This window comes from Streptomyces sp. NPDC015346, assembly GCF_043078785.1.
In the GTDB taxonomy this organism is placed as follows: Bacteria; Actinomycetota; Actinomycetes; order Streptomycetales; family Streptomycetaceae; genus Streptomyces.
Genome location: NZ_JBIBTW010000013.1, coordinates 49848 through 75484 on the forward strand (window position 1 = coordinate 49848; position 25637 = coordinate 75484).

Sequence of the window (25637 nt, forward strand, 5' to 3'; positions counted from 1 at the left end):
TCACCTCCCGGCAGTGTCACGTCGTCCTGCCACACGGGCAGCAGGTCCACGAAGGCGTCCAGGGCCGAAACATCCGCTTTATGCATGGTTACCCCACTTCCAGGGGAAGGAGACGGATTCCGGGCGATGCTCAGGGAGCTGGGTGCGTCATGGGACCTACGGGGTCAGCGTGAAGCGATAGTCGCAGAGCAGGATCAGGTCGTGGGGCGGGGTGAACGTCTCGGCTGGGACCGTCACGGCGATCTCCCACGGGGCGTCCTCGGCGTCGGTGATGGGCTGGTCCAGGTCTCCTTCGTGGCGGTGGACGGTCAGGTCCGGAGCGTCCGGGCTACCGCCCGCGGTGAGGGTGAAGGTCCGCTCCGGTCCAGCGCCGGCCACCGGGTCCTTGATGGAGAGCCGGAATTCCGGCAGGGCGGTGCCGGTGGAGAAGACGGAGAGGCGGGTCACGCTCACCTCGCCGCGGGCGGCGAAGTAGGGGAACCGCCGTTTCGAGACGGGCAGGGAAAGGAGGCGCTCGGCTCCGGCGGGGGTGTTGAGGAAGCGATGCCAGGCGTCCGGGAACTCGTGGCGCACGCTGATCATGCGGGTGAGGACGGCGGGCGTACCTGGCTCCGCTCCTTCGCCCGAGAAGGTCTCTCGCAGCGATTCGACGGCCCTCTCCCGGAGCGGAGCGCCGCCGTCGCGGGCGGTGTAGCGCACATGCATGATCAGGTCGGAGATGCTGTCGTAGTCGAACTGGCGGAAATCAGCGGGAAGTTCGAAACGCCAACGGGAGATGGCGCCGGCTCCCTCGAAGGGGAGGTACCGGTCGTCGCGGAAGTCGAGCTCGAACATCCCGCCGTCGTTCTGCCCGCCGCTCGTGGCGATCGACTGGATGGGCACGAGGTCGCGGACGAAGCGGGGATCGTTCTCCTCCGTGCGCTCGGCGTACGTGCTCCCGCCCGTCGCCCTGGCCCGGAGCCGGTTGGCCAGGAGTGTGAGGGTCCCGGAGACTCCCGTATAGGGACCCGCGACGCAGGGGACGCTGAGCGAGACTGTCTTGACCCGGCGGAAGTAGTGGCCGGGGAAGTCCAGGTCGAAGAGGGTCTCCGGCACCTCGAACTCGCAGGACCCGGTGGCCCGAAGCCGCAGCAGCGCCTCGGGGTCGAGCTGGAGCAGGGAGATGTGCCGGGTCAGTTCCAGCTCCCGGGTGCTCTGCTCCTCGTACGCCCGCTCCAGCCGGCGCAGTGCGAGGTGCAGCCGGTCCCCGGCGAGGAGGCCCTTGCGCAGGCTGTCCCAGCTTCCCGCCTCGGCGACGGGCGAGGGCGACTGCGGGCCGGTCGCGTCGGTGATGCCCAGCTCGAAGCGGTAGCTCCGTTCGGCCTGCTTGGCGAGGTCCTGGGCGAGCTGGAAGGCCCGCAGGTACAGGGCGGCGCTCTCGCGTTCCATCCAGCCGTAGAGCTCTTCGTCGGTGTACTTGTCCTTCAGGAACCGTTCGGCTTCGGCGGCTTGCTCGATCTGGAGGGTGTGGACGTCGCGTTCGGCCTCGCCGAGCGCCTTGCGGATCTGGGCGGCGATCATCTCCCGGTCGGTCTGGGCGATGTGATGCACGGCGGAGTTGCGCTGGTAGGCGTGGTCCTGTTCGCGCCAGACGACGCCCGCGAGCTTCTGCGCCAGGGAGGACTTGAAGGCGTGCCACCGGCCCACGGCGTCGAGGACCTTGGCCACCGAGGTGGCACCGGCGGCGAGGGCCATGCCGCCGAGCACCGCGCCGCCGCCCACGCCCACCGGCTTGACGGCGATCTCGAACTGAGGAATGAGGTTGAGGAGGGGCGCGATGCCCTCGGCCACGGCACCCGCCATGGCGTGCGTCGTGGCGAGGAAGGCCTGGAACAGCTCGTCCTGTTCGTAGGTGAGCATCTTCGCGCCGCTCTGCAGCGAGACCACGTCGACGGACCCGGCGGCGGCGCCGATCGCGGCGCCGACGGCCGCCCCGAGCGGTCCGGAGACCAGCCCGCCCGCGGCTCCGATCGCCTCGCCCGCGATGGAGATCTTGCCGCCGTCCGAGAGCTCGAACCGGCCCGTCGGCGTGTACAGCGGTGTCCCGCCGACGGATGGGCGCGTCTTCGGGGTGTCGGGCGGCTGAGGCTCCTCCGCGACCGTCGGGGGCTGCTCGCCGAGGAGGCGACTGTAGTGGAAGAGCTGGTGGATCGCGGTGTCTCGGGCGGCTCGGAGCGCCCCGACGGCCGCGTCCGCCTCGGCGATCTGCCAGTCCTTGATCACGGTCATGGCTTCGAGGAGGGAGTTCTCGTGCCGGGCGCGCATCGCGGCCAGGGCCTCGCCGTCCTTCTTCTCCTGGGCGGCCAGCATGGCCGCGCCGAAGGTCTGGACCTCAGCGCACATCTCGATGGCGCGGCGCAGCAGAACGCGGAAGCGGTGCCGAGGCGCGGGGGCGGCGAGGTCCGCGACCACATCGGCGATCTCGACGCCGGCCGCTGCGGCCCGGACCAGCAGGGCCGGGTCGAGGGGAGGTTCGAACAATGGCAGTTGGCGCACGACGCCACTGATGTTCATGCAGTGCCGGATCTTGAAGAGCCGATCCTCGACGACGTCCCAGTATCTGAGCACCTTGTCGTTCTGCGGGATGCAGAAGTACAGTGCCCGCCCCATGCCGAGGAGGACCGACACCCCGGTCGGCGCGCTGCCGGGTAGAGGCGGGATCAGGGAGGCGAAGGGCAGCCGGTTCTCGAGGTCGGCGAGGGCGTTGCCCGCCTCGTCGAGACGGGGCCGGAGTTCGGCGAAGCTCTGCGCGGCGCTGCGGGCGGCCCGGTCGACGGTCTCGGGGCGCTTCCCGAGGAGGCGGGCGGCGAGGACGTACAGCTGGGTGGCCTCGTTGATGGACTCGATGGTGTCGCGGGTGAACAGTTGGTCGCCCCAGGCGATCAGGTTGTCCAGGTACCTCATCACCACGTACTTCTGGTACGCGGCGGGCCGCAGACGCGCCACGCGGTGGGGCTGGAAGGGATGCTCGGCCAGCGCGCGCAGCTGGTCGACGACGCGCTGTTCCTCGGGGCTGTTCCGCTCTCCCGGTGTGATGCGGGCGAACAAGTCCTCGAGGGACTCCGGGCCGGTCTCGCGCAACGGCTTGACGCGCCAGAAGCGGCGGGAGCCGCCCTCGGGCGAGTCGTCCGTGGGGTCGAAGACGTAGTGGAACCAGCGCTGCGCCTCAGCGAAGCGCTGGTGCCGGCTGAGTCGAGTGGCGAGGAGCAGCGGCACGTGAAAGAAGAGCTCCCAGTTGTAGCCGGAGTAGGCGCCGCCGGGATCGAAGTCGACGCCGTGCCCGGGGTGCGGCTCCAGGACCCGCCCGGCCACCGGCCGGAAGGCGTCGGCGAACGGAGGCGTGGTGAGGGACTGGGTGTCGAGGCTGAACAGGCCCGCCGGGCCCTGGCGTTCCAGCCGCTCGACGAAGGTGCTCAGGTGGGGATGGAAGAAGGTGACCCAGCGGGTGTCCACCGTCAGCGGCAGTTTCAGGTCGCCGATGACCGCACCGGCGAGCGCCGCGCGCGCTGCGGGGCTCAGGCTCTCCACGACGCCCGTCGGGACGGGACGGAGGAGCCCATCGGTGCGGGCGGCGTCGGTGAACGGGCCGAGCAGCGCCTCGCCCACGACCGGTAGGGCGGTGAGGGCCATCAAGGGGCGGACGGCCGCCGTCGGGGTGGCCGGCGCGGCTGGCTCAAGCCGGGACACGGCCTTGCGTACCACTCCGGGGAGCAGCAGACGGTCGGCGGTCCGCCAGGGGGAGGAGTCGATCACGAGGTCGTGCGGACCGGGCAGTACGGGGCGGGGACGGTGGGCCTCGCGGCGGAGCAGTTCGCCGAGCGACCGGCGGACACCGGGGTCGAGCCCCACCCTGGGGATGCGGAGCAGCGGGAACTCGGTCCGTTCCCGCAGGTGGACCAGATACCCGTGTCGGTCGTCCTGGTAGAAGAACATCGTGTCGAGCGGCGGCAGGTCGTGCTGGGCGGCGGGGGTCACGCTGAACAGGGGGGCCTGGTCGAGGACGCGGACGGGCGGGATCATCCTGCGTTCGGTCGATCCCAGGTTCAACGCCCCGCCCGAGTGCTGCCGCTGGAACCTGCCGGTCCCGATGTTCAGGGGGCGGCGGACGGTGGCAGGGCGGAAGATGAAGACAGGGGCCGCGCTGGGGTCGCTGAAGACGACGTCGAAGCCGTGTCCGTCGAAGGGGTACACGGGGGTCTCGCTGCCACGCATGATCATCTCGACGTTCAGGACGTCGCCGTCGATCCTGGACCGCAGCCGCATGTTCTTCGGCAGCCCGGCGACGTCGTCCACGGTGCGCTCGCGCGGCGGGGAGGACGTCCCCTTGCCGGCCTTGCCGATCCTCCGCACCGGTCGCGCCGCCGGCGCGGGCCATTCGACGAAGTCCGTGGTGACCTGCTTGGGCGACCAGTCGCCGTTCTCGTAGGAGCTCCAGGCGAGTTTGACCTCCCAGTAGACCAGGGGCTCGGCGAGCTCCATGCGGTCGGAGGTGACCGTCGTGCCGACGAGCTTGCTCTTACGGGTCTTCTTCACGAACTGGGGCCAGAAGAGGAATAGTCTCCCTCTCCAGACGGCAGGCAGCAGGTGGACTCCGCTCAGCCCGGTCGCGTCCTCCTTCTCCACGCCCTCGATGTCGACGGGCACGGGTTCCCAGGGTGTCCACTCGATGCCGTCGATCTGCCGGCGGTAGAAGTAGGCGCGGGGCACGCCGGTACGGGTGCGCCCGAAGACGTGGAGGAGGGCCTTGCCGTCCCGGGTGTGCGCGTGGAACCCGCACACCTCCAGGTTGGCGACGCTCTCCGTCCTGCGCAGGTAGCCGAGGAGGCCGCGCCGGACGGTGTCCGGGCTGACGTCCGCCTGGAGGAGATCCGCCTCCAGCTCTTTGAAGAACGGGCTCTTGTCGTCGCGGAGTTCGGGCTCGATCCAGTTCTCGGGGAAGAGGAAGATGCGCCGGTTGGGCTCCCACAGCCCGTACATCCGGTGCCATTCCCATTCCCGGGCGTCGATGTCACCGGGTCTGACGTCCGGGTCCAGGTTGAGCAGACACCGCTGGACGAAGAGCTGGACGGAGGAGATGGCCTGCTTGAGGCGTGAGGTGAGCATGCAGGCGCTCATCTCGACGTCGATCAGCAAGTGTTCGAAAAGCTCGCCGGGCGACCGGGCGCCGAGGAGCGCCGACACACGGGCCACGAGCGCGTCGCGCTGCCGTTCCCGCAGCGGGTTGTTGAGGGTGCGCGCCACGTCGAGCCAGGCCTCGTGGTCGTACTTGGCCTTGACCGCGTCAACGGCGCCCTGGGGAAGCAGCTCGCGCGCCTCAGAGCCCACCCAGGACCTGAGGACGGTCGGAGCGACCCCGATCCCGCGGGCGAGTCGGATGGCCTTCTCCAGTTGGAGGAGGGTTCTTGTGCTGGAAAGGTCGTCGACGGTCCTTCCGCAGGCGGTGAGCGCGTCCGTCCAGGTGGCCTCGTCCCACGCGGAGGCCGCCGCGAGGGCCTGGAGACGTTCCTCCGGGGGTGCGGCAAGCACGTCGGCCAGGCGGCTGGGGCCTGGTGTGAGCCGATCCCGCAGACCGACGTACTCCGCAAGCCGCAGGTGGGCGGCGAACCCCTCGGGGTTGGGGGTGGTCACCAGCGAGGCGGGGTCGAACCCGCCGTCGCCGTTGCCCCGGGCGCTCAGCCGGCGGAGTTCGTCGGCGGTCAGGGACAGCGTACGGGTGACGAGCGCGAGGCGGTGCAGCCGGATGTAGGGGACGTCGAGGCCCAGGGGCGGCACGGGCGGCTGCTGGGATTGCGCCCCGCCCTGCCGGGCCGTGTCCTGTCGGGCCGGGGATCCGTGGCCCTCGGCGTCCGGCCCGGGCGGCGGATCGGTCGAGACCATGCGGCGCAGGAAGTCGCCGATCGCACTCTCCTCCGGCTGGTCGAGGGATTCCAGTACGGCCGGTTCGTCGAGGAACGCGCGCAGGACGTCCGCGGGGGTGCCGAGAGCCTGGCCGAGCGTCTGGTGCACGTGGGTGCGGGCGATGATCCGGTGCAGGAGGGGCAACAGCCCTTCGGCGGCCGTCAGGCGGCGGGTCGCCTTCGTCGCCTCGTCCGCGGAGGAGTCGCCGAGCGGGCAGGGGTCCGGGAAGACGGCCAGGGCCGCGGCGCGGGCGAGCTCCGGCTCGTCGGGGTGGGCGGCGACGAACGCGCCGCGGAGCTGCGCCACGGGGTCCGGGTACGGCTGCCGCTGCGCGGAACCGTGGGTTCCCTTCCCCGGCGCGTACGGCCCCGGCGGCTGCTCCGCCGCGTACGGTCCTGGCGCCGTCTGCCCCTGCGGATACGTCGTCTGCGCGGTGTGCCCCTTGTCGGGCGCAGTGGCAGGCGGTCGCCCGTAACGGCCCTCGACGAGATCGAGGGCGGCCGTGGTGGCCTCCGCTCCGGCGAGGAGGGCGAGCTTGCCGCGCAACCAGTCGGCGGTCGGCTCGTCGGGCAGGGAGTGTTCCCTAGCGATCTCCGACCAGGCCGCGCCAAGCGAGGCCGCCAGCGCGTTGAGCTCGGCCGCCGTCGGGGCGAGGGCGTCGGGCCCCGGAGGCGGTTCGCCATACAGGTAATTCAGTTGCGGGATCGTGGCCCCGGAACCGGCACACTCCCCGGCGAGCGCCGCAAAGTCGAGCGCCGCCTGCGGGGTGGCGAAGGGGTCCGCGCCCGAGAGCCGCAGCAGGGCACAGAGGTCGGTGACGCGCAGGTCGAGGAGGCGGGCCAGCAGGACGTGGCGGTGCAGGACGGACAGGTTCGCCAGGGACAGCGGGCGGCGGTCCGGATCCGGATCGAGCGCGCCCCGCCTGACCGCCTCCGCGGTGACGGCGGCGAGCTCGGTCTCGGTGATCCGCAGGGCAGCGAGGATCGCCGGTGCCTTGTCCTGGAGGCGGGGCCTGCTCTCCTCCGGCCGGTCCATGGCGACGAGCTCGTCCCCGCCCGGGCGCACCCCGAAGTCGGGGTCGAGGGGGTTGGACACGGCGGGGTTTTGGAAGAGCCGCGGGTAGGGCCCGGTCGCCCCGTGGGTGTCCAGGGTGCGCCACAGACTCAGCAGCGTGATCACATCGGTGTCGTGGCCGGCCCGAAGGCGGAGCATCCGGCCGATCTCGGCGAGCGTCCCGGGCGAGACTTCGCCGCGGCCCGTGCCGAAGGCGAGAAGCACGGTGTCGAGCTCGGTGGTCGTCCAGCCGAGCTTCCGCCAGAGGCGGACGAAGACGGCGATGCGCCGCAGTTCGTCGCCGGTCAGCGCGGAGCCGTCGAGGTGCTGGAGACGCAGGCTGTCGACGTCGCAGTCCTGGCCCCGGTCGGAGTGGAGCACGATCAGCTGGGCGATCCGCTCGGGCGGGAAGTCGGCGTCGAGGCGGGCCGTGAGCTCTTCGGGCGTACGGTCCCGGGCCGCGAGCTTCGTGGTGAGCTCCGGGCCGGCGGTTCGTTGTGCGTCCAGGAACTGCCGGAGGTCGGCGCTGCTGATGCCGAAGTCGGCGAAGAGCGCATCGAGCCCGGCGTACAGGGGCTGGGCGGGGCTGATGAAGCGGCAGTTGAGGACGGCGACCAGTTCGGTGAGGTTCAGGGCGGTGCGGTCAAGGAACGAGGGGACGTCCATGGAGACCGCAGACTCGCCGTCGGCGGGGCCGTAGAGCTCGGTCAGCTCGACGAAGCGGGTCTCGCCGGAGAAGTCGTGTCCGGTGATGATCTCGTGCTCGCGGGCGGAGATGCCGAGCCGCTCCGCGAGGGCCTCGCGGTGGCGGGCACGGCGGGCGACGTCGTCTGCGGCGGCGGTTCCGTTCGTGCTGTCGTCGGCGCTCGCGGAGGCATCGGTGGCCTCCGGCGGGAAGACGTCGAGGAGTTCGGCCCGGTCGACGCTCAGGTGGCCTAGGTAGGCCCGGGTCGTGTCGAGCGTGCGATCGTAGGGCAGGGACGGCGGAAACGCGGCCTTGGCCAGCCGTTCGTACGCCTCCTTCCGTACGTGGCGGGGAGTGGCGCGTAGCTCCTCGCTCGTCTCGTCGGTCACGTCGTGTGCGGCCGAGGCGGCGGGTCGCCCGCCCTCGGCCACGCAGCTCTCCAGGATCTCGTTGACGAGGTCGACGTAGGGCAGCGCGGTCTCGGTGTTCTCGCAGGACAGCTTGAGCTGCGCGAGGTCGGGGCGGCGGCCCAGGAGCACGTCCAGCGGGGTCCTGGCCTGGTCCGGCGCGTTGCGCCGGTCGAGGAAGAGCAGCAGGTCCACGAAGTAGGCGGCGGGACTGAGCCAGGAGCGGCAGTGACCGCAGGAGCAACCACCGGAGCCCGGGAACATCCGGGCCCAGGTGGGGACCTCCTTGACCGCGGCCGACACCGCGAGCGGGGTGGCGTCGGCGGCGAGCTGGTGGGCGTGCAGGGCGAGCAGCATGTTGGCGGCGGTGACCATCTCAGCCCGCCGGTACGTGAGGGCGGCCTCGGACCTGCCTCCCAGGTCCTCCTGATAGGCCCGGACGAAGCCGCGGAGGGTGAGCTTGCTGGTGATGTCGTACGCCGATCGGTACGGGCTCCGCAGGAGGTTTTCGACGGCGGCTTCCCCCGTGCTGATCCGGAAGAGCCGCTGGAGGCGGGCGACCTCGCCGAGGACCGTGGCCCGTTCGGCTCCGTTACCCGTGGCGAGGGAGGCGAACTCGGCGACCGGCGAGGTGGCCAGGTCGAAGTCGTCACGGGTGAGGACCGCCTTCTTGAGGAAGGCGACGGTCCGGGCCGACAGCAGGGATTCGTCGCCCCGGTCGGCGAGGTTGGCGACCCTGCGCGCGACGGCGGCCGTGGGGAAGGCGTTGCGGAGCAGGCTCAGGATGCCGTCGGCGTAGAGCTCGCGCCGGGCCGCTTCGTCCTCGGCGGGCAGATCCTCGGGCACCTGGACGTCGGGCTGGGCGGCGAGGGTGCGCACCGTGGCGGCGTCGAGGCCGAGGGCGAGTGAGCGCATCGACGTGGCGCCGGGGACGGCGGCCAGCGCCTTAATCATGGCCACGTTGTCGCCCGTAAGGGAGGCGAGCTGAGTGACGAAGGCGATGCGGTCGTGGTGGTCCCCGAACTCCTCGTGGGTACGGAGGGCGTCGGTGAAGTCCGTGTGGGTGCCGGTGAAGCCGGCGGCGAAGTTCACGAGGCCGATGCGTTGGCCCTCGTCGTCGACCGTGAGGGACAGCACCTCGCGCAGCGAGGCCCGGCCAGCGGGCGCCTCGTCGAGCACCTGGACCGGGGCGAGCCGCTGAACGGCGGCGATGGCGGAGGTCACCCGGGCCGGTTCCGGCCGCGGAATCCAGTTTAGGGCAGCGGCCCGTTCCACGGCGGCGGTGAGGGCGGTGGCCCGGGCGACGGCGAGGCTCCGCATGTCGACGAAGCCGCCGGCCCGCACCAGGGCGTAGAGGACGGGGACGGGTACGGGTTCCGGCAGCTGCCGGGCCAGTCGGCAGGCGACGAAGAAGTCTTCGACGAGTCCGTCGTCGAGGCCGGTCTCCCTGGCGGCGAAGGTGATGTCGCGGTGGCCCTCCTCATCGAGCCGGGCCGCCAGCGCGCACACCGCCTCCTCGCGGGCGGCGTCGTCCCCGTCGGCCGGAAGGCTGCGGGGCATCAGCGTCGCGAGGGCGCGCCAGGTGCTCTCGTACTGCGACGGTCCCGAGGTGATCGGTGAGGCGCCGTCGACGAGCAGCCGTACGATCTCCGCCCGGCGGGCCGGGATGCCGAGGAGGAGGTCGTCCTCGCTCACCGGGTGTTCCTCGGTGACGGTCTCGCCGTCGGTCAGGCGCAGGAGACGAAAGGGGACATGCCGGTCGAGTTCGTCGCGGGTGACGACGAAGACGAGGTCGGGGGCGATCTCCGTCTCCGGTCCCGCGGTGGCGTCCCCGCCGAACTGTGCGGGCGTGTAGCGGATCTCAAACCAGCCGCTCTCGCCGGTCTCCTCGTCGGGGCGGGTGAAGGCCTTGCCGAGCAGCTGTCCCCTGTCGTTCTCCTCCCCGCGTCCGAAGAAGAGGTCACGGTCGAACGCGCTGACAAGCACCCGGTCGACCGGGCCGTCCGGTCCGACGACCTGGCCCCGGATGGTCCAGGGGCCCCCGGCGCCGGCTGCGGCCAGGGTCGTCGCCGTGGCGGCGTGCGGCGTGACGCCGCCGAGCCGGATCAGCCGCTGGTTCAACGCCAGGGCCGTGGGAGTGTCGACCTCACCGGTCGCGGGCCGGATCTCACTCCTCTCCTGGAACAACCGCACGAGTCCCCGCGTGGTCACCCCGTACTCCGGCACGGCGCGCTCCACCTCCAGGCCGGCGGCGACATCACGGCGCCCTTCGGGCTCCATCTCGAACTCCCCGAGGTCGAGGAGGAACAGGAGGACGCCCTGGAGGTTCCGCACGGCGCCGGCGGAGCTTGCGGGGGTGACAGGCGGACGGATTTGCTGCACGGGGGTTACTCCGATGGTGGGCACGGCTGCCGCGGACGGCCCGGCGGTAGGGGCAGGTCCACGGACGCGCCCCTGGGAGACCCGTGGCAGGGTCTCGGAGGGAGTGCTTCCCGTAGGGCGCCGACGGCTCCCAGAATTCACCCGGTCAGTCCGTCGCCCCTGCTGCCTCCGAACGGCCGCGAGGCACCCCTGTCCGGGCAGGCGACGCACCCGCGATGATGGTGCTGATGCCACCAGCAAGGCGTTGGGCCGCACTGCTTGCGGGAGGCATGTTCGAGAGCTAGCGACGGCATCGAGGCGGGACTGCAAGAACGGCTGTCCGCGATGCACGCCTGCGGCGCTAAAGCGAAACGCGGCGTTTGGGGATTCGACAAACTCGTTTTGAGTCTCTCAGGAGGGGCGCTCTGACCTGCACGGCCAGCCGAGGTTACATGCCTTGATGATCGTTGGACAGCCACCGGATCTCGATCTGAGGGGCCGACGCAGGTCATGAGACCGTGCCAGGTGGCCCCCGCGACTATGAGGAGGGGACATGAGTTCCTCTGACGTTGCTGTTCTGACGCCTGCATCGAGGAGTTCAACAAGCTCTGGCGGGAGAGCAAGTACTCGTATGTGATCTTCACCCTCACCGACGATCTCAAGGAGGTCGTGGTTGAGAAGACCTCGGACGAGGGCAACTACGAGGCGTTCTCAAGGACCTCCCCGAGAGTGAGTGCCGATATGCGGTCTACGGCCTCGCGGGCTCGAACGGGTTGACAGCGCCCGGGCCAAGGCCAAGTTGACCTACGTCGGAGCGCGGGGCGCTTTCCTCAAGCGCCTCGAAGGCGTCGACGTGATCATTAACGGGAGCGATCGCGCCGACGTCTCTCACGAGACGGTATCGGCGAGGGTCGGTCGGCAGCTGCCCTAGCTGAGGCGGCGGCCGACCAGCATGACCAGGGTTAGCCCCCCCGGGGCACTGCATTACCGGAGGCGCTGACTTCCAGCGGCTTGCCTCTTTGGGTAACCTGCACCCGGCGTCGACGCCCTTCACCGCTGCCGTTCGTTATGTGGCCGCAGCAAGGACTGGGGCGGCATGGAAGGGCGTGTGGTCGCGGATCATGGCCCAAAGGACGTTGACGCGGCGCCGCGCGAGGGAGAAGACGGCTTGCTTGTGCCTCTTGCCCTCCTTCCTCTTCCGGCCGTAGTACGCCTTCGACGGGGCAGAAGAACACGCTGACCTGAGCGGAGAACCGGCCCCGGCCCCGTGCCCGGCGCTGGCGTCCGCGTCGCCGACCGGCTGGCCGTCCGCCGCACGGCCAGCCGGGGATCATCTGGTGCTTGGCGTCGCCGCGGCCGTGGGTGTGGCAGAACGACCGGTCCGGGCAGGTCCCAGCGTCCGGCCGCAGCCACGGCGAGACATCCACCGCCAGCACCAAGCGTCCGTCAGCGGCGCGCGGCAGCGGCAGGACGGCCAGCGCGGTCGGCAGCCGACTGGTGTCCAGGCGACCCCGGTTCAGCGCGCGTACAGGACTCCGTGCCCGCGCCGGTGCTCTGGAGCGAGCGCCAGGTCCAACAGAGTCCTCACGGGACCGTCGGTGCACAGCACTGCGCCAGTGAGCTCGAACAGCGCGTCGCGCCTGCCGGTAAGGCAGTCGTAGAAGACTCCTCGGAAGAGCGACAGTTCCGCGAGCGGATCGCACTGCAATCGAAGACAGCGGAGTCCGGCCAGCGCCGCGTTTCTCAGACCATCCCACTAAGCTCCAGGTGCCTGTCCCAGCACCGCCGGCAGATGTCCTCTTCTGCCTGGGGGACGAAATATTCGAGGCAGCTGCACAGACGCAGGCTGGTGAAGACCGCAGTGCAGTTGAAGCACATGTCGATCGGCTCCCCCGGGGAGGCCGCGGTGCGCACGCCAACGATCAGCGCTCGAGTCCAGCAGTCGGGGCAGTCACCCGAGGAGACATGGTCCTCGATGCTCGTCGTCTCGAAGGTCTCCGCGTAGGCGTACGCGAGGTCTTCGCTGTCCTCCCAGGCGCGTGGGCAGAAGTGGCATCTGCTGCCCTCCTGCTCCACAACAAGTGCCCATTCGTGACAGGAAGGACATTGCACCGTCGTACTGGCGAACGTCTTGAGCTCCTCACGCAAGCGGGTTCGCCGAACCTTCACAAAGGTGACGATGTCCCGCACGCCAAGGCGTACGGCGTCCATCTCGGCCTGCATGGCAGCGAGCTGCTCATCTCCCAGAGCGGGTAGCAGATGCTCATCCACGAACCGCATGAGGAAGTCGAGCACGCTCGCTGCTCGCTTCTCCACCAGCGCGACGGTCTCCTGAAGACCCCAGTGCTGCAGGCGGTTGCGGAGCTTTGCGAGCTCCTCCACCGCTTCGCGGTCGCCTTTTCCGATGGGAACCCCGACCATGTCGTCGAGCCTGCGCATCGACTCAGCGACTGTGGCGCTCTCAAATTCGCCCCGGTCGTACTTCTCCTTGGTGCACCTGCTGACGTCTTTCACGACCAGTGACCAGTGCTCTATCTGCAAGCGTGCTTTAACCAGCACCTCGGTGGCCGCCTGAAGGTGAAGGACCGCGTACTTCAGGTCTCGCGGGGAGACCTCTGCGTCGGGCCGTGCAAGCCGCGCGACTACCTCCGAGAGGTAGTCGATGCCGTTCGGCACGGGCAGGAAGTCCACACGGGCACCGTCAGTGCCTCCGCTTCTCCTGCCAGGAGATGTTCCTCGGCTCATGTCCATCCCCCACCGAATCGCCGCTATACCTCGATCAACCGACCAGAAGGGAAGACTAACCAGCGTCCAGATGGATCATGACTGCAGAGGGGCCGTCACGCATTGCTCACAAGGCTGTGCCTCGCGCTCAGTCGACGAGAACGTCCTCACACCGAAGGCCCCGGGGAATCTTCCATGACGTCCTCGGGGCCCAGCTCGGGGTTCGCACCGTCCAAGGATGCTTCGACCTCCGCCGTCACACCGTGACCGGCTGCGGCTCCTCCAAGACCTCGGCGACCTTCCGCGCCAGCGCCGCGACATGCGGCGGTAGGTAGCTGTCCAGAGCCTCGACGTCCTCGCAGATCCGGGCCTTCAGCCCGTGCAGGCACGCCTCGGTCAACAGCCGCATCGGATCGGCCTGGGACATCAGGCCCCCTTCCGCGTAGCTCTGACCCGACGAGAACCTCCGCAGCGCGCTGCGGTCGTCGTCCGCGGGGCGCGGGCCACCGAGCATCCCGGCGACCTTCTGCCGGTCCGATTCCCGCGGGCCGGTCGCCCGGCTGCGCTGCTGCCGGGTCTGGAGGTAGGACGCGAGCGTGTCCATCGAGATGTCGGTGTGCTGCTGGCAGTACGCGGCGATCAGCATGGACGCCATGTCCATCGTGTCGGAGGCGTCCGTGGCGCGGATCAGCGTCATCCGCTTCCAGTCGTGCGCGAAGCCGGGCTCGGTGTACTGCAGGACCTCCTGGCAGTTCGTGACCGCCTCGGAGACGAGCTGGTGAACCGCCTGCCGCAGCGGCTCAGGCATAGGGGTGCTTTCCATGACCGCACGCTAGATGGGCCGTACCGTCGGATCTCGCAGTCGCGGCCCCCGGCTCACCTGGACGGACTACGCTCGAAATCGGCCCGCGCCGGAATGGGGTGCGCGGGACAGGCTCCGGTCCCCGTGACGGGACGCAGTACGGCCCGGGGCCGTCCCCCCGCGCACGGGCCCAACGGCGCCTAGAACCCATTCATCCGGTTCTACACGCCAGTTCGTGTCGATACGCTGCCGTTCATGGGTGGCCTTGAGGACGAGATCAGAGCGACGAGGCAGCCGAAATCCAACAGCTTCTCGTGGAGGCCGTGGAGCGGCTCAGGCCCTACGGCTCCGAGGTCCTGGTGCAGGTGAAGCCCGCGACCTTCGGCGGGGAGTGCACCGCGAACGGTCAGCGTTTCCGCCGCATCGCGCAGCAGCGGTGCTGGCAGCTCGCCCACCTCTCCGGCCGTCGGCTGGATGAGGCCGGCGACCTGGAAGACGACTGGATGGAGTCGCCGGTCCTGCTGCTGGAAGATGGCACGGCGGGCCACTTCTGGCTGGACAACGACATCAGCCCGCAGCGCGAGGGCGAGTACGTGTCCTGCCACGCCCGGGACCCGCTCACGGTGCGCACGTTCCCGGGCAGCTCGAACCGGGAGCTGCCCGTACTGCTGAAGCGGTACCTGGGCGAAGCCGTGGTGCGCTACGAACGCGACGGCCGGTGACGAAGGGCGTGGGCACCGACACCGGCGCCCACGCCCTTCATCACCAGCTCAGGCCCAGTCGAGCCCGAGGCCGGCCAACGCGGCGAGCTTGCCGGTGCGTGGCATGCCCCCGGGTGTTGGGGTTGGGTGTCAGCAGCCGTGGGCCCATCGGTGGGAGTCGCCGCGGTCGTTGGCGACGCCGTTCCAGTGGACCTCCTGGCCGGGGGCGAGGCAGATGGTCATGTCGCCGCCCTGCCAGGCGTCCTCGTAGACCTGCACGAAGGCCGGGACCCCCGGGCCTACGATGCCATGGTTGGCCCAGGAGGAGTCGGCGTCGGCGATCGGGGCCTCCCACCAGCCGTCGTCGCCGTGCCAGTTCGCCCGCTGGCCCTGGTAGTCGCCGTGTTCCCAGGCGCAGAAGTGGCCGGACGGGCAGTCGGCCGCGCCGGCCGGGGCGGCCGCGGCGAGGCTGCCGGTGAGGATGAGGAAGGCCGCGGCGGCGGAGGTGAACAGCCTGCTGAGGGTCATGAGGTTGGGTTTCCTTTCCGTTGGGGGGTGGGGCGGTCGGCCAGGAGGCCGGCCGCATGCCGCACTGCGCGGTCGCGCAGGCGGTCGTAGGTGGTGATCTCGTCGCGGTGCGCGGCGCGGACCTGCGCGAGCCGGGCCGGCTCCAGCCGGGCCCGCAGCGCCTCGAGCCCGCTGGCAATACATGAGGTGTCGTGGTCCTCGCAGGCGGCCCGGCGGGCGAGCGCGGCCCGGTAGGCGGGATCCTCACGCAGCAGGGCATGGGCTGCGGGGCGCAGGTTGTTGACGGTGACCTGGGCGTTAAACCAGCGTTTCTGGTCGCCGTAGAGGTAGCGGTGGGCTTCGGCCAGGCAGCCGTCGGTGTGGGCGCGGACGGTGTAGCCGGTGGCGAGCGTGATCGACAGCTCGGCAGGTCCGGTCCCGAACAGCACCTCTTGCCGCGGGGGCGGCCCGGCAGCGCCCCGGGCGTGCAGGCACTGGTCCACGAGAACCTGCTCCGCGGACGCGATCAGGTCGCTGCGGCCCTGCTCCGAGGCGGGCAGTGCCGGGCGCGGCCGTGCCGTACAGGCCCCGGCGAACAGCACCGTCAGGGCGACGGCCACCAGGGCCCGGCCCGCAGCCCGCGCCGAAGGAGCGTTGATCGTCACACCGCTTCAAACGATCACGTGGTGCCGAGGGCACGGGCAGCCGAGCCGACGACTGACGTCCTGCAGTTATGGGCCCGTGGGCCGGGGGTTGGCTCACGGGCCGTCAGCCCGGGAAGGGAATCATGCGCCGGGATCGGTGGCACCGACGTGCGTCCGGAGTTCGACCTCCGCGCGGTCGTGGCGTGGCTCCTCGCCCACGACAAGATCGAAATCCCCACGGGCGTACCGGCGGCCTCGCTGCTCCTGGCCGGCACCGGGGGAGCAGCGCACCGGTTCCGGCTGGACGACCCGTGGCTCGTCTATCGGAGCTTCAGGTCCGGGGAGTACGCCTCAGAGGACGCCGCTGACGGGGTTGGGAACGCTGACGACGTTCCCTTCTTCCAGGACGCCCACCTCCAGTGCCCCGTTGATGTCGATGTCGGCCACGCCGCCGAGCGGGTCGACGTGCACATCCGCGTGGGCGGGCGCCGCGAGGGCAACCGCTCCCGCGGCGAGCAACAGGCCTGTGGCGGTGGTCTTCACGGCACGCCGAAGAGTGTTCATGGTGGTTCCCTTCGATGGAGGAGTGCGCCGGTGGTTTCCGCGCGCTGCCCCTTTCAACGGGGAGGGATCTTCGGGGTCACGCGGGACGCCGCGGGTCCACCGACTTGGCCTGGCCACATGACCGGCAGTGACGGACGTGGGGGCGCAGCGATCAGACCCGGCCGGCAGCCCGGCTAGTCGGCTGCGTCGAAGAAGATCGGCGCCTTCACCCTGTCGCTCCCGATAAAGGGGGATCACAGCGCTATCTGCCCTCGGCCAGGGGCTGGTGTGTTAACTGCACTGCGGCCATTGGCCAGGGCAATCCCGAGCCCTCATGGAGAGGTATGAAGGGCGGTGACTTCGGTGTACGTGCTCACAACCAGCTGCACGCCGACGCCGTGAAATGGAGGACACCGGACGGGCTTTCGGCGGCGTGAAGGAAGCCGTCTTCGACATCCTGGCAGGCAGGCCCACCCTGCGCGACGTCGTCGGGGATACGGACGAGGGTTGATTGTCGCCCGCCGCGGCCCGCCTGCCCCCCTGCAGGGCGGACCGTCTGGCCAGGGGTGCGGTGGGCCCCATTCCGGCTGTCTGTGAGGATACGGGCACAGGGGTGCCGCAGCCCCGGCCCGAAGCCTCTTACCCGAGGGTGCGTGCCACCCGAGACCGACCGGCGGTCGTCGGCCGACGTCAGATTCCGTGGTCCGTTTCCCGCGCGGTCAAGCGATCGGCGCGATCACGCGTGGTCCGGTTGGCCTGGTCGGGGAGTGCGGCCCGGCAGGTGGCGGCGGCGAGCATGGCCCGTTCCTGCGGTGTGAGGGGCGGTTCGGGGGGCAGTGGCTGCCTGCTGCCGTACAAGGCGGCAAGAGCGATGCGGGGGGTCATGATGCGGCTGATCGGGCTGCTGGAGGACAGTACGTCGGCGATCGCCCGGGTGATGGCGGGGCAGGTGGTGGAGGCGTTCATGAGCCGTTCGTGGCTGTGTCTGATGAGCCGCAGACCGGCTTCGGGCAGCGCGGTGTTGTGGTAGAGCAGACCGATGATCTCGCCGACGGTCCATGCCTGTTGGGTCAGGCGGTTGATGGAGCGCTGAATCTCGGGGGTGCTGCAGGGCCGGGGGTCGCCCGCGAGTCCGTGGGCGAGGGCGAGGGCGCTGCGGGCGGTGATGGACATGCCCTGGGCGAGGACGGGGTTGTAGGTGGCTGCGGCGTCGCCGAGGACGATGAACCCTTCGGGCCAGCGGCGGGCGGGGCCGAAGTGGCGGCGGCGCCAGTGCAGGCCCCGGACCGCGTGGACGGGACCGGCAGGCCGGGCACCGGTAAGCAGGTCGCCGATGAGGGGGTGGCGCAGCCGGTGTGCGAAGGGCGTGAACCGGTCGTCGTCCATGTCGTGACGGTCCTCGTCGCCGCCGAGGAGGACCACATGCCACAACCCGTCCTCGACGGGCGCGAGAACACCGGCGCGCAGCGGGCCGGGTGCACAGAAGTCCGGCAGCAGCGAGACCAGGGGGAAGGCGGCGGCGCTGGGCGGGGCGTGGAAGGACCGGGTGGCGTAGGTGGCCTTCCATCGTCGGGTCGTTTCCCTGACCTTTGGCAGCCCGAGGGCCGTGAGCCAGTGGGGGGCGCGGGAGCCGCGGCCGGTGGCGTCGATGACCAGGTCTGCGTGCAGTGTGCTCGTCTGGCCGGTCCGGCGGTCGCGGAGCACAGCGCCGGTGACGCGGCACCGATCGCCGAGGAGCCCCTCCACGTGGCTACCGGTTCGCAAAGTGATGCTCGGTTCGGACAGCACTCGCGTGCGTACGACGTAGTCCAGCAGGTCCCGGCTGCTGGAGAGCGTGTACTGCCCGGTGGGCGTCCGGGGCAGCCATTGGTGTCCGGCCAGCCACAACTGCTCGCTGAGACAGTCGGATCGCTGGACACCGTGGGCGAGCCACTGCTCGGTGATGCCGGGAAGGAGTTCCTCGGCCGCCCGGACGCCGCCCGAGCACAGAATGTGGACACTTCTGGCCTGTGGCACGCCGGGACGGGGCGCAGGCGCGTCCGGAAGGGCGTCGCGTTCGATGATGGTGACTCGGTCCACGTGACGGGCGGCCGCCGCCGCGGCCAGGGTGCCGGCCAGACTTCCTCCGAGGATGACGGCGTGCGTGAGTGCGGTCACGGGTGCTTCCTGTCAGTGATTGTCGGGATATCTGCTCGGCGGGTTCGCCGTGTCCGTGGGACGGCCGCATTCGCCGGCAGAGTGTGGGCCCCTGCGCGGTGGTTGCTCACGGTCTGCGCTGCGCATGGCATGCAACGCAGGCGGTAGGGCAGGGCGTTCAAGAAGAGTGCTGCGGCTCGGGCGGTCAGGCGGTACACCGGGTGGACCGCCGCCAGGCCCATCGCGGTGGCGGCCGGCGAGGGGAGCAGCGCGACCGTCACCCGGATCAGGTGAGGGAACAACAGGCGCCCCAGCGTGCGCCAGCACACCGTTCCCACGCGCGATCTCCCGACGAAGGCCGGCGGAGTCAGGGTTGCCGGGCCGAGGAGCTCCTCGACGCACGGCGTCGCTTCGAGAATGGGCAGCATCGTGGCGTAGTAGGCGGTGAAGGCGTCGAAATCCGGTGGAAGGTGCTGCTCACGCAGCCCGAGGTGTCGTCCCGTCGTCCGCCACTCGGTGTAGAGCTGGTCGCGTTCTCGGGATGTGAGGGGCGTTCCGCTGAGCTCGGTGAGAGTGATCAGGCTGTCGAGGTAGGTGGCGTGGACCCACAGGAACAGCTCGGGCTGCAGCGCGTGGTAGCGCAGGCCGTGCCGGTCCGTGCCGTGCATGTCCCGGTGCCCGTACCGCAGTGTGCGGCCGAGCGCCGCGCCGTCAGCGGGGTCGGCGTAGATGAGGCGTTGCAGCTGGTCGAGGGTGCGGTACGCCCGTTTCCACGGGTCTTCCCGGTAGGCGGAGTGCTGTTCGACGCCGGCGGACACGGCGGGGTGGGCGACCTGCAGGAGCAGGGCCCGCGGCCACACGAGCAGGAAGGACCAGAGCCCGAACCAGCGGCCCCACACGGGCGCAGCCTCCTGTTCCTCGTGAACGGTCATGACCGCGTGGTGGACGTCACGGCGTCCTGGGCTGTGGCGACTTGCGGGGTCGGTGATGCGGATTCCTGGCCGCTGCCCGGTGCCTCACAAAGCCCGTCGGCGGGGAGGCTTTCGGTGGCTTCGGGCCGCTGGAGGGGGACCGCGCCGTGGCGGCGGTTGCGTCCGGCGTACTCCACCAGGGCGGCCCACAGGTCGCGCCGGTCGAAGTCGGGCCACAGGGTGTCGGTGAAGTGCAGTTCGGCGTAGGCGGCCTGCCAGGGGAGGAAGTTGGACGTGCGCTGTTCGCCACCGGTGCGGATCAGCAGGTCCACGTCCGGCAGGTCGGGCTGGTGGAGGTAGCGGGCGAAGGCACGCTCGGAGACGCGGGAGGGGTCGACGCGGCCGGCTACCGCGTCCAGGGCGAGCGTCGCGGCGGCTTGGGTGAGCTCGGCACGGCCGCCGTAGTTGAGGCACATCGTGAGGTTCAGCCCGGTCCGGGTACAGGTGTCGCGTTCCAGTGCGGTCAGGGCCGCGGCGAGCTCGGGAGGGGCCCCGGCCGAGATCCCGGCCCAGCGGATCCGCACGTCCATCGCGGCGATCGCCCGCTCTTGGTCGTCCGGGGCGGCGAAGGAGCCGGTGAACAGCTCCATCAGCCCCTCGAGTTCCTGGACGGAGCGCTTCCAGTTCTCGGTGGAGAGCATGTACACCGTCAGGTGGCTCAGCCCGATCTCCAGGGCGCCGCAGACCACGTCCGTCAGCATCGTGAGGCCGGCGTGGTGTCCTTCGGAGCGGGAAAGGCCGCGGTCGGTGGCCCACCGGCCGTTGCCGTCCATGATGATCGCCACGTGCCGGGGAAGGCTGTCCGCAGGCAGCTGCGGGGGGCGGGCCCCGGAAGGATGCGGCGTGGGTGGCCGGGGAGACGAGGACTGGGGCCTTGCGGCGGGGGAGGGCTTCGCCGACGAGGCAGGGCGGGCCAGGGGCGGGGTCGGGGCGGGATCGTGCCGGCCGACGGAGACCGGGCACAGACTCCATGCCAGCGCGGCCCGCAGACGGGCAGAGCTCATGGTGCGTACCCGGGCAGTGCGGGACAGCGCGGGCCGGCTGCGCCGCAGGGGATTGCCGGTCCGCCGGATGCCGGCCAGCCGGGCCCTGCACAACGCGGTGACCGTCTGGATACCGATGGTGAGTGCCGGATGCAGTCCGCCGGACAGCGGTGCCGCTGTGGTGAACCAGCGCTCAGCCCGTACCGCCAGCTCGGCCACCATCGCCCGCACGGCGGGCGTGCACCGGCCCGCGAGAAGGTCATCGGCACGCACGCCGAACTCCTCGAGTGCCTCATCCGGCAGCATCACACGCCCTTGAGCGGCATCCTGGCCGAGGTCCTCCAGGGTGTCGGTGAGACTGAAGGCATCGAGCCACAACTGCCAGGAGCGCAGCTCGACACCGCCGAGGTGGTACGGCACGGGGGCGGCCGGTCCCTGTACGGCCACCAGATTGCGCAAGGTGCCCATCCACCCGTTCAGGTCCATGTGCCCGATCCGGACCGGGACGGACATGCCGGCCCCGTTGAGCACCAGGGCGCCCTGCATGACGTACAGGGCGTTGACGGCCTGCGAGTAGCTGCTCCACTCGTCCCAGGTGGTGAAACGCCGCCCTTCGATGTCCTGGTGATGGGCGGCCAGCACCCGGTGCCAGCCTGCGGCGGGCAGATTCCACTGGTGCAGGGTGTGGACGACGGCATACCGCACCGGGTCGTCGCTGGTTCCCTGACGCAAGTCTTCCTCCAGATCGGACACCCACCCCTTGAGCCGGGCAGCGCGGCCTTCCGGATCGTCCGGGCCGGTGTCGGCAAGGTCGTCGGTGACCCGTCCGCACGCGTACAGCGCCCACATCGCCGGGCGGAGTGCGGGCAGCATCAGCTGCGAGACGGCGTACTCCACGCCGCCCGCCCGCTGGGTGATCAGGCGACACGCCTCATAGGCCCGGATCAGCCGGGGGTCTTGGATGGCGGCCTTGCGGTAGACCGAGGACAACACGAGGGCTCCTTACGGCTCGGCCACCAGGGGCACGGCAGGCGCCAAGAGGCACGAGCGGGGGTCATGCCGATACAGGAAGGCGGGACCGGTCAACGACGTGAGACCGAAGCGACCGATAAGGGGATGAGGCGCACGCAGGCGGTCCACCTTGCGAGGACACTGCCCTCGTCGCTCGGTGCCCGCTCAACCGCGCGAACCCGCTCCACGCAACGGCCGGACCTCTTCCGTCACCCGATTGCGGTTTCACGGCCCTGCGGACAGGACCGGCAGGAGCTCGCCTCTCGTGCGCCGTTGCCCCCCCGCCCGCCGCGTCGAGCCGGCCCACAAGCCGCCGGGGGGCAGGCTGCCGCGGTGAGAGGCGGGCAGGGGCGGCTCAGCGCAGGAACTTGAGCTTTCCGGCGGCCCGCAGACTGTGCAGTCCCCGGCCCGTGCAGGTGCTGACGTCGCTGGTGGGCGTAGCGCTGCCCGACAGTGTCGTGCCCTTGAGAGCGCCGGAGGTGACCTTCCCGCCCAGAAGCGCGTCGCCCGGGTTGTAGCTGCTGACAGCGCGTCGTGCTCCCTGGATGGTGGAGGTGCCTGTCTTGCGGCCGGCGGCGTCGTGCCAGGTGATGGTGGCGGATCCCTTGATGTCGCGGGCGCTGGTGCAGCCGGTCTGGGCGGTGCCCTGCGAGGTGAGGGTGCCGCTGTGCAGGCGCGCTACGCGCTTGCCGTGGGTATCGGTACAGCCCGTCAGCCTCAGGGTCGCGGTGATGCGCGTAGAGCGCTGCCGGAGCGTGAGCGGGGGCGTGAACGTGATGGGACGATCCGCAGAGGTCGCCACCTTGCACGTCAGAGCAGCAGAACCCGCCTTGGCCGGCGCGGCGGCCTGGGGGGAATGAGCGGAGGCCGGGACGGAGAGAGCGGCGGCCAGGAGAAGCGCGCCGGCCATCGTGTAGCGGCGCGTAGTGCTGGTGATGCCCGTGGGGCTGGTCATGTGGCGGTGTTTCCTTCACTGGGGAGAGGACGGTTCGGTCTCGGCAGTCCCGACCGCGGAGCTGCCGGTACGGGGAGCGGGAAGTGGGTGTGCCTGAGCCGGCGGCGTCGGCCAGAGGCGGGAGAAGGGGCGAGGCAGCCACCAGTTGCGGTGGCCGAGCAGCTCCATCAGGGCGGGCACGACCACGAGCCGGATGAGGGTGGCATCCAGCAGGACCGCGACCGCGACGAGGAAGCCGAGCTGCTGGATCTCCTGGCGGTGGGTGGTGACCAGACCCGCGAAGACCAGAGCCATGACGGCGGCGGCCAGCGTGATGGGCCGGGCTGTCGAGCTCACCCCCTGCGCGACCGCCTCACGGCAGGTGAGCCCCTTGCGGTAGAGCTCGGTGATGCGGTGGACGAGGAACACCTCGTAGTCCAGGGACAGGCCGAAGACGATCGTCAATGCCAGCAGCGGCACGCCGTAGTTCACCGTCTGCCCCATCACCGCGACGAGCAGCCCCAACGCGGCGCCGGTGGACAGCACGTTCATGGCGATCGCCTTCAACGGCAGCAGCAGACTGCGGAAGATGACGAGCATGAGCACGAACGCGCCGAGGAGAACAAGCACGGCGACCTGCCACAGGGCATGGTCGGTGGCGTGCCGCAGATCGACGACGGTGGCCGATTGACCGCCCCGCAGGACGGTCTGCCCGGGGGGCAGCGTGCGGACCGCCAGCTGGTGAATGTCATCGACGAGGGCGCCTGCCCCGGGGTGGTCCACCGGGATGCCGTCGGCCACGGCGACCACGGTCAGGTCCCGGCCGTTGTCCAGCGCGATCGCCGTCGTGACCCGTGGATCGGCATGGAGCGCTTCCGTCAGTTCCAGCGTGTCGACCGGACCCTGGCCGGGTGGATGCGGCAGGGCCAGGAGCGTCACGTTCGCCAGATGGTCCTTCTCCATCTGCACCAGCGCGGCACCTGCCTGCGTATGCGCCAGCGAGGCACGGTCCAGATCCACCCCCAGCCGCAGCCCCGTCGCCGGCGCGGCCACGGCACCGAGGAGAACCACCGCACCGATCAGGTACGGCCACGGCCGGCGCATCAGCTCACGTGACCACCGCACCCACGGCGCGGAACCGGCACCGGCCCGCCGGACACGGCCACGCGACAGCAGCGGATCGAGACGCGGCAGCAACGCCGGCAACAAGGTCGTCGCGACCGCGGCGGTGACGACCGTGGCTAGGCCGGCCGCGAGAGCGAGCGTCCGGATGAACTCCAGCGGCACCGTCAGCAGCGCAGCATTGGCGACGATGACCGCCCCGGCACACCACAACACCGCCCGTCCGACCGTGCCCATCGCCCGGGCGGCGGCCTCGTCCACCGCACAGCCCTCATCACGGGCCTGCCGGTAACGGGTGAGCAGCAACAGCGAGTAGTCCAGCCCCAGTCCGAGACTCACGGTCGTGGCCACGATCAGCGTGATCGTGTCGACCGGTACCGCCCAGCTCAGCGCGGCCAGCACTCCCGCGCTGACCAGCACACCCACCCCGGCCGCCGCGAGGACCAGTACGGCGGCTCCCACGTACCCCAGCCCAAACACCAGCAGGGCCAACGCGGCCGGCACGGTCACCGCTTCGACGAAGCGCAGGTCGCGCATGTCCGTGGCGATGAGCTCGCTCACCACGGGGGTCGGCCCGGTGACCGCCACTGTGACACGGCCCTCAGAACCGGCCGCCACCGCACGCTGGGCCGCCGCGCTCAGCACCGGAATGGTCCGCAGCCGCTCCTCGGCCTCCCCCCGCAGCCCCACAAGGAGATAGGCGTGCCGTGCGTCCTGCTGCGGGTGGTGCGGCACCGCCAGGACGTGCCCTGCCCCAGGCACGGCAGTCACAGCCTGCGCGGCGGAGGACATCGCCCGTTGATACACCGCGTCTTCATGCGTCAGGGTCCGGGAGGAGAAGACGAGAACGATCTGCTCGCCGCCCAGCGCCGGCATGCGCTCCTCGACGATCTCGGAGGCACGCTGCGACGAACTGCCCTCCGCAAGCAAGGGCCCCGTACCCCCGAGCTGCCCGAGACTGACGGGCACAACCAACGCAGCGGCCACAGCCGCGACGACCCACGCAAGCAGACTCCACCGCGTCGTGCGCGAGCGGAGCCGGGAGCCGGCCCCTGGCTCGGACTGGACCACGACATCCTCAGAGGCAGGCACACACGATCAACGATCGCCCCCACACAACGTCCCGCACCACTCCCCCAAACGTGTCACGGGCACGAGGTCGGGTGACTCCCTTGACCTCAGCCTCCTTCGCCAGGCGCAGCCGCGTGAGGCGGTGCGGCGACCGCACCGACCACAAGAGGGCCACCCGGATCTCGGCCTTCCCGCTCCGTGGAAGTCTCGTGAGATCCGGTGCAAGGAGCCATGGGACTGCGCTCGGGTTGGTGCAGAGAAGGTCAGTCGACTGCACCAGGTCAGTGGTCGACTCGACAGCCGCTGGCGGTGCTGGGCGACGCCCGGTGTCGGAACGGTTCCGCTCAGGGTCGGGTGGGTTATGGGTGGTCTGGAGTGGCCGGCCCGGTTACGGGGCGCTGCCGCCGAGCACGGGCGGGGTGTAGTCCGGGCATGGCGTGGCGTACGAGGGGCCGGAACCGTGCCTGCGCAGGCGGTACGACTGGTGCCCACATCACACTTGGGGGTGACATGAAGCGGGGCCGTCACCGGTCGGTGACGGCCCCAAGGCCGGCGCAACGCTGCACCGTCGCTCCGATCGTGACTTGCGAACAGCCCTCAGCGGCCGTCAGCGAGGTGCTGCTCGACGAGCTCCCTGGCCTCGTGCTTCGCCCCTTCTCGGTCAACGAAGTCGAGACCCTTGGTTTCTACGATGCGGTCGATGAACGCAGCGGAGTATGCCTCGAGGAGTTGATTGGCCTGTGCGGGATCGTCCTTCGACTGGCCGCGTTCGTACGCCTTGGCTGCGTCGTATACGGCGGCGCGAGCCAGAAGCTCATGACTCAGCTGCGCGTTGTGATCGGCCTCCATGACCTTCTCGTAATCGGGTGCATAGACAGCGAAAACGTCCGACATACCCATTGAGGCTCCTCATGGTTTCAATGCTCGCCCGGACTGCAGGCCGGCCTGGTACATGCCAGGCACGGGGTGTCAGCGTAGTGACGCTGTGTCAGGAGTGGTAGACGGTTCCCGGTCGGGGTAATGCCCATGGTGTCTCTAAAAGATC

Annotated in this window: 14 protein-coding genes and 1 pseudogene; 2 read left to right on the forward strand and 13 right to left on the reverse strand. The window is 70.4% G+C overall.

Translation table 11 applies throughout. The features are described from left to right. Positions 1 to 156: 156 nt before the first annotated feature. Complete coding sequence (locus ACF06X_RS32920; RefSeq protein ID WP_392290982.1) at positions 157 to 10464, reverse strand: neuraminidase-like domain-containing protein; 10308 nt, start codon at positions 10462 to 10464, stop codon at positions 157 to 159. 567 nt (positions 10465 to 11031) lie between these two features. Between ACF06X_RS32920 and ACF06X_RS32925 the strand changes: the two genes are divergently transcribed. Then, the gene (locus ACF06X_RS32925; RefSeq protein ID WP_392291029.1) at positions 11032 to 11220 is read left to right on the forward strand and encodes a hypothetical protein; all 189 of its coding nucleotides are present in this window, start codon (positions 11032 to 11034) and stop codon (positions 11218 to 11220) included. Positions 11221 to 11759: 539 nt separating this feature from the next. Here the strand turns inward: ACF06X_RS32925 and ACF06X_RS32930 are convergent. The 3 genes and pseudogenes from ACF06X_RS32930 to ACF06X_RS32940 form a co-directional block, all read right to left on the reverse strand. Further along, positions 11760 to 12151, reverse strand: a pseudogene (locus tag ACF06X_RS32930) (transposase); the annotation flags it as partial. Positions 12152 to 12186: 35 nt separating this feature from the next. After that, entirely contained in the window at positions 12187 to 13134 is a 948-nt protein-coding gene (locus ACF06X_RS32935; protein ID WP_392290983.1) for a hypothetical protein, read from the reverse strand. Positions 13135 to 13423: 289 nt separating this feature from the next. Next, positions 13424 to 13990 carry a hypothetical protein gene (locus tag ACF06X_RS32940; RefSeq protein ID WP_392290984.1) on the reverse strand — a complete coding sequence of 189 codons (567 nt, stop codon included), beginning with the start codon at positions 13988 to 13990 and terminating at the stop codon, positions 13424 to 13426. Positions 13991 to 14292: 302 nt separating this feature from the next. Between ACF06X_RS32940 and ACF06X_RS32945 the strand changes: the two genes are divergently transcribed. Then, positions 14293 to 14691, forward strand: coding sequence for a hypothetical protein (locus tag ACF06X_RS32945; protein ID WP_392290985.1), 399 nt, complete (start codon positions 14293 to 14295; stop codon positions 14689 to 14691). A 129-nt stretch (positions 14692 to 14820) separates the two neighbouring features. On the opposite strand, the gene ACF06X_RS32950 is transcribed toward ACF06X_RS32945, so the two are convergent. The 9 genes from ACF06X_RS32950 to ACF06X_RS32990 form a co-directional block, all read right to left on the reverse strand. Next, positions 14821 to 15198, reverse strand: coding sequence for a peptidase inhibitor family I36 protein (locus tag ACF06X_RS32950; RefSeq protein ID WP_392290986.1), 378 nt, complete (start codon positions 15196 to 15198; stop codon positions 14821 to 14823). Beyond that, complete coding sequence (locus ACF06X_RS32955; protein ID WP_392290987.1) at positions 15195 to 15842, reverse strand: hypothetical protein; 648 nt, start codon at positions 15840 to 15842, stop codon at positions 15195 to 15197. The genes ACF06X_RS32950 and ACF06X_RS32955 overlap by 4 nt, the downstream gene beginning before the upstream one ends. 330 nt (positions 15843 to 16172) lie before the next feature. Then, on the reverse strand, positions 16173 to 16385 hold the full coding sequence (locus ACF06X_RS32960) for a hypothetical protein (RefSeq protein ID WP_392290988.1): 213 nt from the start codon (positions 16383 to 16385) through the stop codon (positions 16173 to 16175). 669 nt (positions 16386 to 17054) lie between these two features. After that, entirely contained in the window at positions 17055 to 18521 is a 1467-nt protein-coding gene (locus ACF06X_RS32965) for an NAD(P)/FAD-dependent oxidoreductase (protein ID WP_392290989.1), read from the reverse strand. After that, positions 18518 to 19432, reverse strand: a complete 915-nt coding sequence (locus ACF06X_RS32970) for an oxygenase MpaB family protein (RefSeq protein ID WP_392290990.1) — start codon at positions 19430 to 19432, stop codon at positions 18518 to 18520. The genes ACF06X_RS32965 and ACF06X_RS32970 overlap by 4 nt, the downstream gene beginning before the upstream one ends. After that, positions 19429 to 21447, reverse strand: a complete 2019-nt coding sequence (gene uppS, locus ACF06X_RS32975) for a polyprenyl diphosphate synthase (protein WP_392290991.1) — start codon at positions 21445 to 21447, stop codon at positions 19429 to 19431. The genes ACF06X_RS32970 and uppS overlap by 4 nt, the downstream gene beginning before the upstream one ends. 373 nt (positions 21448 to 21820) lie before the next feature. After that, entirely contained in the window at positions 21821 to 22420 is a 600-nt protein-coding gene (locus ACF06X_RS32980; RefSeq protein ID WP_392290992.1) for a hypothetical protein, read from the reverse strand. A 15-nt stretch (positions 22421 to 22435) separates the two neighbouring features. Beyond that, a complete protein-coding gene (locus tag ACF06X_RS32985) occupies positions 22436 to 24592 on the reverse strand; it encodes an MMPL family transporter (RefSeq protein WP_392290993.1) in 2157 nt (718 codons plus the stop codon). Positions 24593 to 25189: 597 nt separating this feature from the next. Beyond that, positions 25190 to 25486, reverse strand: coding sequence for a DUF3759 domain-containing protein (locus tag ACF06X_RS32990; protein ID WP_392290994.1), 297 nt, complete (start codon positions 25484 to 25486; stop codon positions 25190 to 25192). Positions 25487 to 25637 lie beyond the last annotated feature (151 nt).

Coding starts and splice junctions, on each gene's coding strand:
- ACF06X_RS32990 (WP_392290994.1), bottom strand. CDS start 25,486: ATGTCGGACGTTTTCGCTGTCTATGCACCCGATTACGAGAAGGTCATG.
- ACF06X_RS32940 (WP_392290984.1), bottom strand. CDS start 13,990: ATGGAAAGCACCCCTATGCCTGAGCCGCTGCGGCAGGCGGTTCACCAG.
- ACF06X_RS32980 (WP_392290992.1), bottom strand. CDS start 22,420: ATGACCAGCCCCACGGGCATCACCAGCACTACGCGCCGCTACACGATG.
- ACF06X_RS32970 (WP_392290990.1), bottom strand. CDS start 19,432: ATGACCGTTCACGAGGAACAGGAGGCTGCGCCCGTGTGGGGCCGCTGG.
- ACF06X_RS32950 (WP_392290986.1), bottom strand. CDS start 15,198: ATGACCCTCAGCAGGCTGTTCACCTCCGCCGCCGCGGCCTTCCTCATC.
- ACF06X_RS32960 (WP_392290988.1), bottom strand. CDS start 16,385: ATGAACACTCTTCGGCGTGCCGTGAAGACCACCGCCACAGGCCTGTTG.